Genomic DNA, 12,836 nt, shown 5'->3' with positions numbered 1-12,836 from the left:
GTCGCGCGCGGCACGCGCCAGCCGCTTAAAACCGTCCGCAAGACGGGCTTTGCGATCTACCAGCCAGGCTTGAGGATCGAGAGGAACTGCCAGCCTGGCGTTTGCCTGCGCCGAGGTCAACGGCACAAGAACCTGCTTGAGATCACCGTATCGGCGGGAATGATCAAGCCATATGTCTCCCGATCGGAAAGCATCGCGAAGATGAAAGAGGACCGCAACCTCCCATAAACGAATGTCGCCCCCATCTCGCGCGCGGAGATGACGATGCCATTTCGAATTCGGTCGCAGAAAGGATACACCGGTTGATGTCGGCGCACGCGTTTCACCGATGGCTTTTGCCGCTGCAATCAACGGCTCGGCCACTGGCGCGGCCTTCAGCTTTAAGCATCGTAACATCCTTGGCGCGTATCGACGGAAGCGATGATATCCTTGTCCAACATGGGCCAGCGGCTCGTCTGCCAACGTGTTGGTAAGCTGCGTCCCTGCTGCGACCAATTGTTCAAGCCGAAGCCAGTCGGATGTTCGCGCTATTGCATTTTCCAGCGGAATGCCGTCATCGCGGGCTTCAAGCAACGAAGCTCCCAATGCCGTGAAGGCGCGAAGCGTATCGGTGACTGCCGTTTTGGAACTAGCGATCCGCTCGTCATGCAACCGTTTCGCTTCTCGCCAGGTTTTGCCGACGATGCGGTCATGGGCTTCGATGATGGCGTCGGCAATTGCGGCTTCCCATTCAACGGCGCAAACGGCGAGGATCGCCCACCTTCGATCCGAGCTGATGTCGCGCAGGCCGTCAGTGAAATAGCGCTCTCCCTGCCGACGCAGTCGCGCGATGCGGTGTGGCGGAGTGCCGAAGAGGATTTGGGGATCGACTTCCAGACCGCGCAGGAATTCCAAGCGGTCAAGCAAGCGGTTCGCTGACGCCGAATTGCTACCAACCTCGAACTGACGCAACCAAATGAAACGGCTAATGTTTCCGTCAACCATTTCGGTCAAAAGCCCGTCCAGTCGCTCACGCGCCTCAAGGTCAAGCCGGTCGGCAATTCGTGTCTCGATGCGTCGTTCGGCGACAACGAGAGCGTCCGCACACAGGCGCTCGATGGTCGACACCGCCGGCAGGATCGTCATCATTTTCCTACACTGTGCAACGAAACGCTGTGCCAGATCTTCATTGGACCTGGCATCTTCAGCCTGATCGACAAGCCAGTCTCGCAGATCACGGACGCCACGACCCGCGAAAGCCTTGTAACCGTAGATATTGCGCAAGGCTTCCATATGTTGTTGGCGAGTCTGGCGCCGTGCGGCGTAAGTGAGAAGCGCATCGGCCGGGATGCCGAGCTGAGCGCCGATAAAGGAAAGGATTTCTTGTGGGATCAGTTCGCCGGCTGTCAGCGCCCGACCTGGATAGCGAAGCGCGCAGAGCTGTAGGGCAAACCCGAGCCGATTTTCCGGTCTACGCCGTTCACGGATATGTTCAAGATCGTCGTCGGCCAGTGTGTAATGCGTGAGCAGCGACAATTCGTCGGTAGGCAAATCGAACAGTGCCGAGCGCTGACGCTCGGTGAGAATGTGTCGCCTTGGCATGATGCGATTGTCCCTATTGAAGTATAGTCTGTTTTGGACAACAATCAGCCCATACAAATCAAGGCCTTCCTGCATCAAGATCCACGAGGGTTCAATTGGGACAGCGCGCCGCAATTTATTGTCGTTTTTCAACCGCTGATCAGTCGTGCGAAAGGCAGGAGCGTGACCTGACGGCATTCGCCAGTCGTGCCGGGTACGACATGGTAGCAACTTTTAAGGAGACGGGCTCCGGCGCGAAACTCGATCGAGCCGAACGCAAAAAAGTCCTGGCGCTTGCTCAGGCTAGACAGGTTGATGCGATCCTGGTCGCGGAATTGTCCAGATGGGGACGCTCAACAATCGACCTGCTCAACACATTGCGCGAGCTGGAAAGCTGGAAGGTTTCTGTCATCGCCATGAACGGCATGACTTTCGACCTGTCGTCGCCTCATGGTCGGATGCAGGCGACATTCCTTTCCGGCATTGCGGAGTTCGAACGTGACCTGATCAGCGAACGGGTGAAATCCGGCCTCGCCGCAGCAAAAGCGCGCGGCAAAAAGCTCGGCCGCCAGACCGGAGAGCGTCCCAAATCAGATCGTCTTGCGCCGAAGGTCATTACGTTGAGCGCAGAAGGGCGAAGTTACCGCTGGATTGCTCGTGATCTCGGAATCAGCAAGAACACCGTCGTTGACATCGTGCAACGACACAGGTCGAACGCTTAGGGTGTCATTTTGCCCTCAGCCGGAACCGACCCCATCGTGGATGAGGCGCTGTTGCGCATCGCTGCGCTCTACAAGATCGAGGAAGCCATTCGTGGCAAGGAACCTGAACATCGCCGCTCAATGCGACAGGAATTGTCTCGGCCACTGGTGGACGAGCTCTTCGCCTGGCTTGCGGCTCAGGCAAAGCGCATCTCGCGCAAATCCGATCTGGGCAAAGCACTTGCCTATATGCTCCGGCGTCAGGACGGCTTCCGGCTGTTTCTCGATGACGGTCATGTCGACATCGACTCCAACCTCGTCGAAAATGCCATCCGCAGTCCGGCCATGAACCGTCGCAATGCGCTTTTTTGTAGTCATGATGAAGGTGGACGCAATTGGGCCCGGTTCGCCAGTCTCATCGGCACATGCCGGATGAACGGCGTCGAGCCCTATGCCTATCTGCGCGATCTCTTCACCAGCCTCGCCAACGGTCACCTCGTCAGAAACATCGACACCCTGATGCCTTGGGCATATGCACGCCGAGTGAATGAGAGCAAAAATTAGCTCATTTGTGAGTAACAAATACGCTCATTCATCGAATGAGCGAAACCGCAAAAGTTCAAGCGCAAACCCAAAATCAATGGGGCAGAGACGGCGCATACGATAAAGCTCGCAGGCTGCTGGGCACATCTGCGCCGCAAATTTTACGATCTGCACGTCAGCGGGATCTCGCAGGCTGCAACGGATACGGTCATCGCCATGACCAAATTGTGGAAGATCGAGGATGAGGTTCGCGGCAAGAATGCCGACATCCGCGCCGCGTTCCGTCAGGAACAGTCCGAAACCATTGTCGCCCGCCTCTTCGACCTGTGGGAAAAGGAACTGGGTAAAGTCTCGGGCAAGTCCAAAACCGCAGAGGCGATCCGCTACGCGTTCACCCGGCGCGAGGCCCTGGAGCGCTTCCTCATCGATGGCCGGGTCGAAATCGATAGCAACATTGTCGAGCGCGCGATCAGACCACAGACAATCACGAGGAAAAACAGCCTGTTTGCCGGAAGCGAAGGCGGTGGACGGACCTGGGCTACACTGGCCACGCTTCTCCAGACATGCAAAATGAACAGCGTCGATCCGCTCGACTGGCTATCCCAAACACTAAGCCGCATTGCTCAAGGCTGGCCTGTAACTGAAATCGAAGCCCTTATGCCTTGGAACTTCAAGTCTAACGCCATCGGCTGACCGCTTACCGTCAAACACCAACAGTGGCAAGTCGACCCATCATGCACTAACATTCCAAACGGATCACACGATGGGGCAGACCAGTGGAGCAACGCTTTTCTGCCAATACAAAAATCGGTGCGTAAAGGATCAGGACAAATCCGAGTGGTTTTCCCAACGTAAAGCGTCAGGAATGGACCGAGGCTGCAAACCGTTGCACGAGCGACAACCGCCATGGTGCATATTGATATCGATGAAAGCTCCAATCTGATTGAATCAGTCGGTTACGGTCGTTAGCGTTGTTGCAGATTCACCGCCTTCAAGAACCATGAGATTACCAACGTTTCCGGCCCCAGAGACACTTCCCCCGCTGGCAACTTTGACGGCTCCATTGACCCTGCCATCAATGATGAGTTTGCCTTTGACCGAGACGTCACCCTTGAGTTCGCCCGTAACATGCAGTTCCGCGCCTGCAGCGACGTCGGTTAAACCGGAATAATCAGTCTTGCCTGCAATAGTCAGTTTTCCAGCCCGAAGCACGATACCACCGCCAGCATTTTTACCTTCATCGTTATGGTCTGAAATTTTTCCTTCGAAAACGCTGTTCGCATTTGTCAAGATCAGTTTGTTTGAGCCGAGGAAAATATCCCCTTTTCCTGAGATATCTCGGAGACGCGCGTCATTCAGTCCGGGCGGAACGTTCCACGATGCAAGATGCTGCCCTTTTTGGTCGATATACAGTGATCCATCGATCCGGATTTGCGAAGAATGTTCTATGCCACCTGGACCTGAAAGATGTAGATTGCTGTTGGCAGCGATTGATGTGAGGCCTGTGTATGTATTGGCGTTGGTCATCCTTACGTTTGCGCCCTTATCGATGAGAACATCGCCTGCACCGGAAATAACGCCGGCCAGCCCCAGCCAACCAGAACTGCCCGATCTGTTTGTTATTCGACCGAGAAAGCTCTTATTTTTCACAGAGTTATCGGTGGTAAAATCTTCGGCTGTTACGAAGTACGGTGAAACAGCTGTAGTTCTATTTTCAAGATCATACATGACAGCATTTTGCTGGAAGAACGGCATGCCCAGCGTAACGCCACTGCCCTCTATTTCGTCGGCATCACGTTCGGCAATTACATCTTCATACTCGAAATGACTTTGCTTGTCGTGAAATCCCGTTAATCTGAAATCGATCAAATCCACATCGTACTCAGCGAGTTTGAAGCCATTACTGCGTAACTTTGATAGAACGCTTGAGTCATCGATAAACACAAAGTTTGGTGAACCGGTGTCAAATAGCATCTTGGTTTGAAAATTAACCGCACGCTTTTTCTTTCCTACAGAAAAGGCAATTGCATAGTTATAGTTGCCTTCCTCTTCTGTGGAAGCATTCGCGTTAGATCCGAAAAATTTACGCTGGGAGAACTCATAATCCAATTTTCCCCAAGGGACCAATGCGGTGAACTGTGATCGAATGTTAGGCGCCAAGTTCAAAGTTAAGCAAGGCGCGCAACCCGGAGTGACTTTATGTCCAATATTGGCATTTGCGGATATTATATACCCGGTTTCTGTTTGCGTACCTAAAGCAGCACTCCCGCCCGATTTCTCAACGAAGTCGCCCGTACCGAAAGTTCCGTAGAAAGGCGGATGATCACTTGGTTGGTCATTCTCTATCCGCTTTCTGACATCCAAATCGGCATAGAGTGGCGTACCGTCCTCGTCATGCCCCACGGGTCTGGCGGTGGTCTGCTTGTCTTTGAAATTGGGGTGCTGCTTGGTCAAGACCCAGTCAAGCACTTCCCCGGCTACGAAATCCCCGGAAATTGTAACTACGGGACTTATAGGGTTATCCGGTTGAAAATACGAGATGCGTTCGAAATGTATTTTCTGCATCCAGTAACCATAGGTTCCGTCTGAATAGGAATAGAATGATGGTTTAGAGTCTGCCTCTGCCGTGCGTTTTGGCAGGTTTTGGCCCATCTGCCCCACAAACATGTCTGAGCCGGTATCGAATTGATAGAGCCTAGCCGCCTCCCCGTTGATTCCGATCATTATACCAAGGGCATCAAAATCACTGGGGTCGTCGTTTGAAGGGACATGCTTTAATGGTATCGCAACCGGCTGTTCCGTTTGAGCAAAGCTTACTCCGTTGTCAGCGAAGACGGTTAGCACAAAACTTCCAAAAAACCACGCAGTTACACCCCAGCGACCCGCGTTGAAATCACGTTGAGATCGGTATTTGCTCATGAGATAGTGTCCAATGCCTGGTCTGGTTGGGGAACGTGGGTAACAGCAGAAGATACTCAAGACGGACAACGTGCGGCACGGCGAAGGGCCGCCACGACAGTACTTCTTTAAAGAACCTGGTCTGCCCCCCCCCATTTTTTTATGGATCTGTCTGCGACATACGAATGTGAGATTAATACCTTACCCCTCAATGCCCGTGGACACGTGCCGGGGCAAGCTTAACTCGCGTAAACCGGGTTTACGGCCGGAAATGCAGCCTATTCAACATTGTCATCGGCGCCGTCATCAGGGCTGTTGTCGTCGGTGCCGTCATCAGAGCTGTTGTCGTCTGCGCCGTCATCAGGGCTGTCGTCGTCGGTGCCGTCATCAGGGCTGTTGTCGTCTGCGCCGTCATCGGAGCTGTCGTCGTCTGCGCTGTCATCGGAGCTGTTGTCGTCTGCGCCGTCATCAGGGCTGTTGTCATCCGTGCCAGACAGGTTCGATTGTCCAGGTTCAGGGATGTCACCGCTGCTACGATTTGTTCCGTCAAAGTTCTGGCCCGGCTCTGGTACATCGTCGCCAGTTCTATTGGTGCCATCGAAATTCTGGCCGGGCTCTGGGATGTCGCCACTGCTGCGGTTTGTTCCGTCAAAGTTCTGGCCCGGCTCTGGTACATCGTCGCTAGTTCTATTGGTGCCATCAAAATTCTGGCCTGGCTCCGGGATTCCACCGTTGTTGATGTTGGTTTCAGAACGATAGCTGTTATCGACAATGCTCGTGTTGATATTTGTATTGTACTGATTGACAATCTGGGTCCAGTCGCTTCGATTATCGATGCTTGTCCAGTTATTAATGTTGTTGTAGTTAATAGTGGTGTTGAAGTTTGCGACCGTGATATTGGTATTGATCTGGACTATGTCGGTGGCTTCGATCCCTCGATTAACACCAAATAGAAAACTGGTAGCGCTTACGGCAAGGGCAGCCCATACAAAGCGGTCTACATCGATCGGTGCTACAATCGGCCGACTTCTAACAGTGGCGAGGACATCCCCCGGCCGAATTCCCTGCTTCGCCGCGACCCCGTGAGGAGAGACAGCGAGCACATACACACCCCGCAATTTCGGAGGGATCTGATAGCGATGACGTGTCTCATGATTAATCGGGATTAGTACCGCGCCCAGTGCCTTCGAGACATATGGCGGCGGCAGATCGTATTTAGCGTAAGCCATCGTCACGGTGTTTGGAATTGTCAGTCCAGTTATCGCGGCCAACCTCGCAGTCGTCGCCATAAGACGTGTGAGCAGTACGGCTACCTTGGTAAAGTTTCGCTGCATTTCGCACTCCTCTGCTTTCGAGTGTTTGTAATGGCGAAGCGAGGTCCGCTTAGAAGCGAACACTCAACTTGGCATTGAACCCATGTTCCCTGGCATTTGAGGCAATCTGCCCCTGATAGGTGATGCCTAGCGTCGCATTGTCGGTGAGTTCGACATCTACGCCGGCTTCGAGCAAAGCTGCACTTCTTGCTATCGGATCACCTTCGATGCCAAATGAAGAGCCGCCGGCGAAAACCAGATCCGTTTGGGGGCTGACATCGCCGAAAGCATGACGCCATCCAAGTTCAAAGCAAAAAGCCCGCCACGTCCACGTCATCGACGGGCGGGTCAAGACGAGCTATGGTGTGCGCCGGATCTCCGCTCGTTAGTTCGAATACCGGTCTGGATCCGACCGCAGCAATATATGCGGTCTGCCAGACTCCATGACCGAGCCTGGCAGAAGACTTTCATTAAAACTTGTAAGCTACGCCAAGACGAATATCATTCGTCTTGAGCTTGTCGCGGAAGACGGCGCCGTCGTAACTAAAATCTTTATGACCATAATCCGTATAACGGTATTCAAGCCTTACGATTAGGTTGTCGGTAGCTGCATAATCTACACCAGCACCAAGTGTCCAACCCGTAAGCGTCTTGCTTTCAGAGAAGTTACGGTCGTAGAGATTACCTGCGCTTTTAAAATTAGCAAATGCGACGCCACCAGCGACGTATGGCAAGAAACGATCAACGGCATAACCGGCTCGCGCGCGTACCGCACCAGACCAACGGACTTTATTTTCAAACTCACCTACAGTGAAGTTGTCCGCATCAATGATATCTACTTTCTCAGAAAGATCATTGTAGGTAACGTCACCATCAATGCCGAGCACAACGTTATTGTTGAGGGCAAAATTGTAACCAGCATATACACCGCCGAGAAATCCGTTTGGCTTCAGACGAGCGTTTCCAGCGTCATTACTAAAATCGGACTTACCCCAAGCGTAGCCGATCTGGCCACCGACATAAGCACCGCTCCAGCTAAAGGAAGGCAAGGTGATTGGGGCTGGGTCGTGGGAAACGATAGCGTCTGCTGCGTGGGCAGCCGAGAGTCCAGCAAGCGTCAAGACGGAGGCCGCCAGTATCGTTCTAAGTGCCATTCTGATATCCTCGAAATCGTTAGTTGCCGCCATTGATACTTATGCCGAATGAAAAAGTATGTATCCGAGGAGCAACAGGGCCCATGTCAGCGTAGCAATAAGTCCAACGATCGCCATTAAATGGTTATTTCCTGAAATTCGGCAGTTTTCTAACAATTTGAAATAGTTGAGAGGGCACAAAATCAAATTGAAAGCTGAGGGTTCGAGGCCATTCAAATATTAGGTAGTTGCGCGATTATTGGCAGTTGCGCACCATACCCCGGATTGGGCTGATCGACGCGCTGACCGCCCTTGCTGAGATGAGCGATCTTTGGCGCGGTAATCTTCTCCATGGACGGCTCTCCCTTATGTGACTTTCGGCAGCCACGCTTTGGCACATTACGATGCCGGGAGCGGAGGCCGTCCACCACATCAGGTCAGCGGTACATTGCGCCCTGCAGCGCCTGAAATATTGGGGGCCGCTGACCTTTCTCGGCATAACAAACTTAACGTGACAACGCCCTCAGGCCACAAACCAAAATAAAAGTCCTATATCAACGTATAATACTCGGCGAGCGCCCAGCCTATTTCGCAGACCAACGCAGCAATGGCAAAGGCAGTTTGAAATCTCACATTCTTGACTGCAATGGCAGCAGTGCAGCCCGCAGCATAGAATGCCAGTCGAATCCATAACCCCGGTCCGAACGAGGATAGATAGCCAGGTCCCTTGATCCATCCGTCAACGATGTCGAAAATGAATAATCCGATAAGAATACCGAAGAACCAGGCTCGCCGTGACATGAAGTAGTCTGCGAAGCCCTTATATTCATACATTGTATCCGGATATAGAAGTGTACAGAGAAGGAATATTAAACTGGCATACGTCGCTGCGAAGCAATATATGGCAAAATTCCAGTGAACCGCTGCAAGGTGAAACTCCCACCACCAAAAATGAATGACATAAATTAACATGAAGAACGTCCACGCGAGGTGCGCAGCGAATATTTTTTGCTTTTTAGGATGTTGAATAAAGCGAGCAATGCCCGTCAGTAATCTACCGATGCTCAAGCCGACAATGATGCTGATGACGGTACGGACATAGGAGAAGACTGCGGGATCGATAGAAGGACCTTCATTCATTATGCTCAACTTTGCCGGATAGAAACACGATTGACAACTCGATTAGGTCGATTATAGCCTGCTCCCTGTCAATTCAAATTCCGGTTCCTTCCTCAGATAATTTGCCGAGCAGTTTCTCCAAAATCCGTTAGGCCCACTGGCATTTCTCCTCATCCAAGCAAACGCCATTGGGGCATCCATACTTTTTACAAGGCAGGCGGCTATTTGCCGACCGATAAGCCCATCACGGAGATTGACGTCGACTAACGCGAGGTCAGGGGAAGCCAATTCGGTGAGGGCCAGCGCTTCCTTGGCTTCACCGGCGATGCCGACGACCTTGGGGCCAGAAATTCAAGATGGGTTTCGAGATCAAGCGCAAGAAGCAACTCGTCCTCAACGATACGGACTTTCTGCTGTTCCGTTGCAAGAATTCGTTCATCACGGTGCATGTCTTAGCTGCAGACGCAATTATGCCGCGAGGGCTGTGAACTGTTGTTTGAGTGAAAGCGGTGTCGCCGCCGCGAAGATACCCTGCTACTTTCGCATCATATGAATGAGTTCTATGCCTGCCAAAGTGATGCTGGCTGAGGCTGTGCATTGAATCCAAGCATTGACCTTATCCGACGTTTGATACGCCGGTGATTCTCACGGCTTCAGTCCATCCTGGTATGAAAACGCGAAAGAAGACTCGCAATTAGCCATTCTTAGCCATCGCCGGCGTCCAAATATGGCTGCCGCACTTTATCAACATAGCCTAGTCTGGTGCGTCCAGTCGCGGACCAGTTGGGCTATAATTAAAAAGCTCGAGGCGCATATCTGCGTGATTACCATTATTGCAGCGCAGAACGGTCAAACTGGCAGTGCCTACTGGAATGGTCCTTCTTGGCGTCAAATCCAGAAAGGTTTCAAGGAGGGCTCTGACGACACCTCCATGAGCAACAACCAGTAAGGTGTTTGATGTTTTTTCAGCCAATCTTAGGATAGCCCCTTTTGTCCTGGCTTGAAACTCAGCCCAACTTTCACCTCCAGGAGGAGTAAACAAGCCTGCTCGCCATTTAACATAAGCGTCGCCATTCAGTGTCTGGATGTCTTTGATAGCTTGCCCTGTCCAGTCGCCTACATCGTGTTCTCGCAGATCATTTAAAGGCTCAGCATCGTCAAAGCCGAGCAAGATAGCTGTGTCCCGTGCGCGTTTTAGATCAGATGTAGCGACGAGTTCGGGAGAAAGCGCTTGTACTGTTGCTCGAAGAGCCAAGGCTTGATTGCGTCCGTGTTGTAATAGCTCGATATCTGCGTGTCCTTGAAGTCGACGGACCGCATTCCATTCGGATTCACCATGGCGAACAATTAATAGACGATTCATTACACTCGCTTCCCTTGATCATCAAAACGTGCAGCCGCGACAGCTGGCAATATAAAATGAATGGTTTCTCCGACCGAAAACCGGTCCTGGATATCCGTCACAGCCGTTAGACGAAAACCATTTCTCGTACCCGTAATCATGCTTCGTCCGGCCAGCGGACTTGCCTCGGCAAAATCCAACTCGATGGAGCCTGGTTTTGCCTCATGGCTGACGCTGATATCTTCCGCGCGAAACATAAAGCTTCCGCCGGAATTGGCACTGGATAGCGTGTGAGCCTCCGGAATAAGATTGCCTGCGATCACGTTTGCAGGAGGGGTTCCGACAAAGGTAGCTACAAAATCGCTCGATGGTGTTGCCACCAGTTCTTCGGGACTACCAAATTGCTCGATCTGTCCGCCATTCATTACGGCAACGTGGCTAGCCATGGTCATGGCTTCCACTTGATCGTGCGTCACATACACGGAAGTTGCCCCGGTGGAACGATGAATCCGCAGAAGCTCGGTGCGCATTTCTACGCGTAACTTGGCATCCAGATTCGAGAGAGGCTCATCGAAGAGCAGTATTCCTGGTTTTGGTGCAATCATGCGTGCAATGGCAACACGCTGTTGTTGCCCCGCGGAGATTTCATTCGGGTATCGTGCGCTCAGCTTGCCAATTCCACGCAGCTCCAGAACCTCTTGAACGCGGGCCCTACGGTTAGCTTTCTGCAGCCCAGCCACCTTGAGTGGCCATTCAACGTTTCCACCCACAGTCATATGCGGCCATAGTGCATAGGATTGAAACACTAGTCCTGTGTTGCGCTCGGCGGGTTCAATTGTCCATCCGGATACTCCCTGGGGGTGCGGACAAAAACTTGGACTGGTTTTACGTCACAATGCCAAGACTGTTTCGATATTCGATTGGGCTTCGAGCGCCAAGCGATATCTTGATCCGTTTCTCGTTGTACCACCGAATGTAGCCATCAACTTCATTGATAAACTGCTCGAGTGTGGTGTTCTTCCAATCGCTGGGATAAAAGAACTCTGTTTTCAGCCTTCCGAAGAAGCCTTCGCACGCAGCGTTATCTGGGGAGCACGCCTTGCGGGACATTGAACGCACCAGCTTCGCATGACTAATCCTCGATAGCCAACCCGGCCAGCGATAGTGTGCACCACGATCAGAATGCAATATTGGTCGCTCATCTCTACCTGTGAGAGTTTCTATGACGTTATCGAGCATCATATTGACCAATTCCGCATCGGGTTTCGTTCCGATAGACCAGCTGATAACCAAACCATCGAAACAGTCGATGATGGGTGAGAGATACACTTTGCCAGCCGGTATATGGAATTCAGTGATATCGGTCAGCCATTTCTCGTTTGGGGCTGAGGCCTGGAAGTAGCGATTAATAAGGTTCTCGGGTGCCGGACTGATTTCTCCAAGATAAGAGCGGTATCGACGCCGGCAACGATCAAGTTCTCCTGCTTCATCAAGCGCTGCACAATCTTCTCTGAGATTGTAACGCATTGTTTGGCCAATGACGCCTGTAGCCTGCGGTAGCCATAGCATCGACGGTTGGCTTCGAAGATTTCGGTGATGTTCTGACGTATAGTGAGGTACTTGTCGGTCACCCTCATACGGGCTCGATGATAAAAATATGAACTGCGCGCCAGTCGCAACTGAGCAAGCAGATCGGAGAGTTGATAAAGATCTTTTAGGGCGTCAACCAACAGCGTTTTCTCCCGATTACTCAGGAGTTGCAGATCGACGCCCAGTTCTTTTTTTAGAATTTCATTCGCTTTCTTCAAAAGGTCGTGCTCAAGCTGCAGTTTCTGAATATCGTGCTGCAGTGTTGCGAGCTGACGTTCTAATTCTTCTCGCTCTGGCACTGGCGGCGAGTTGTTCTTACGTTTCATGATTGTAGGAGCCTCCGGACCAAGTAACTGGTTTTTCCAGTTATACAGTGTCGGTCTGCATACGCCGAGCTTTTCAGCCAGGGACTGCGCACTTTCTTGCCGATTATAAAGCCCCACGACGCCAGTCTTCTTCAATGTCTCCGGATATCGTGGAGGAGCAGCCCTACCAACTGTAGATTTTTGAGCTTCAGGGAACGCCTCCCGAACCCATGCGGTCAACATTGCAGGCTCTGTTGCAAAAATTTTGCCGATGTCCGAAAGAATGCTGACAATTTTCAGCGAGACTTTTGATGAACGATTTCAAGTGGCGC

General features: G+C 52.1%; 9 protein-coding genes and 4 pseudogenes. 3 read left to right on the top strand and 10 right to left on the bottom strand.

Annotation, left to right across the window (positions count from 1 at the left end; genetic code table 11):
• A partial coding sequence (locus tag A918_RS0103870) for a DUF4158 domain-containing protein (RefSeq protein WP_028233354.1) occupies positions 1–1,581 on the bottom strand: 1,581 nt, incomplete at its 3' end.
• Between the two features lie 95 nt (positions 1,582–1,676).
• Here A918_RS0103870 and A918_RS0103865 point away from each other — a divergent pair.
• The 3 genes and pseudogenes from A918_RS0103865 to A918_RS0103855 form a co-directional block, all read left to right on the top strand.
• A complete protein-coding gene (locus A918_RS0103865) occupies positions 1,677–2,282 on the top strand; it encodes a recombinase family protein (protein ID WP_028233353.1) in 606 nt (201 codons plus the stop codon).
• A 12-nt stretch (positions 2,283–2,294) separates the two neighbouring features.
• Positions 2,295–2,825, top strand: a pseudogene (locus A918_RS0103860) (transposase); the annotation flags it as partial.
• Between the two features lie 99 nt (positions 2,826–2,924).
• A pseudogene (locus A918_RS0103855) lies at positions 2,925–3,497 on the top strand (transposase); the annotation flags it as partial.
• Positions 3,498–3,752: 255 nt separating this feature from the next.
• Here A918_RS0103855 and A918_RS0103850 read toward each other — a convergent pair.
• From A918_RS0103850 to A918_RS21145, 9 genes and pseudogenes are all read right to left on the bottom strand, one after another.
• Positions 3,753–5,723 carry a polymer-forming cytoskeletal protein gene (locus A918_RS0103850; RefSeq protein ID WP_022709777.1) on the bottom strand — a complete coding sequence of 657 codons (1,971 nt, stop codon included), beginning with the start codon at positions 5,721–5,723 and terminating at the stop codon, positions 3,753–3,755.
• Positions 5,724–5,980: 257 nt separating this feature from the next.
• On the bottom strand, positions 5,981–7,036 hold the full coding sequence (locus tag A918_RS21250; RefSeq protein WP_022709776.1) for a PDZ domain-containing protein: 1,056 nt from the start codon (positions 7,034–7,036) through the stop codon (positions 5,981–5,983).
• A 49-nt stretch (positions 7,037–7,085) separates the two neighbouring features.
• Positions 7,086–7,352, bottom strand: coding sequence for an autotransporter domain-containing protein (locus A918_RS0103840; protein WP_022709775.1), 267 nt, complete (start codon positions 7,350–7,352; stop codon positions 7,086–7,088).
• 133 nt (positions 7,353–7,485) lie between these two features.
• Entirely contained in the window at positions 7,486–8,169 is a 684-nt protein-coding gene (locus A918_RS0103835; RefSeq protein WP_028233351.1) for an outer membrane protein, read from the bottom strand.
• A 528-nt stretch (positions 8,170–8,697) separates the two neighbouring features.
• Positions 8,698–9,288, bottom strand: a complete 591-nt coding sequence (locus A918_RS0103825) for a hypothetical protein (RefSeq protein ID WP_022709772.1) — start codon at positions 9,286–9,288, stop codon at positions 8,698–8,700.
• A gap of 447 nt (positions 9,289–9,735) precedes the next feature.
• Positions 9,736–9,914 (bottom strand): annotated as a pseudogene (locus tag A918_RS21970) (IS6 family transposase); the annotation flags it as partial.
• A gap of 107 nt (positions 9,915–10,021) precedes the next feature.
• A complete protein-coding gene (locus A918_RS0103815) occupies positions 10,022–10,630 on the bottom strand; it encodes a histidine phosphatase family protein (protein WP_022709770.1) in 609 nt (202 codons plus the stop codon).
• Complete coding sequence (locus A918_RS19345) at positions 10,630–11,445, bottom strand: ABC transporter ATP-binding protein (RefSeq protein WP_084664617.1); 816 nt, start codon at positions 11,443–11,445, stop codon at positions 10,630–10,632. The genes A918_RS0103815 and A918_RS19345 overlap by 1 nt, the downstream gene beginning before the upstream one ends.
• 49 nt (positions 11,446–11,494) lie before the next feature.
• Positions 11,495–12,744: pseudogene (locus tag A918_RS21145) on the bottom strand (IS3 family transposase); the annotation flags it as partial.
• Positions 12,745–12,836: the final 92 nt, after the last annotated feature.

This window comes from Pseudochrobactrum sp. AO18b (assembly GCF_000409565.1).
Classification (GTDB): Bacteria; Pseudomonadota; Alphaproteobacteria; order Rhizobiales; family Rhizobiaceae; genus Pseudochrobactrum; species Pseudochrobactrum saccharolyticum.
This window is presented reverse-complemented; position numbering and strand designations above follow the sequence as displayed.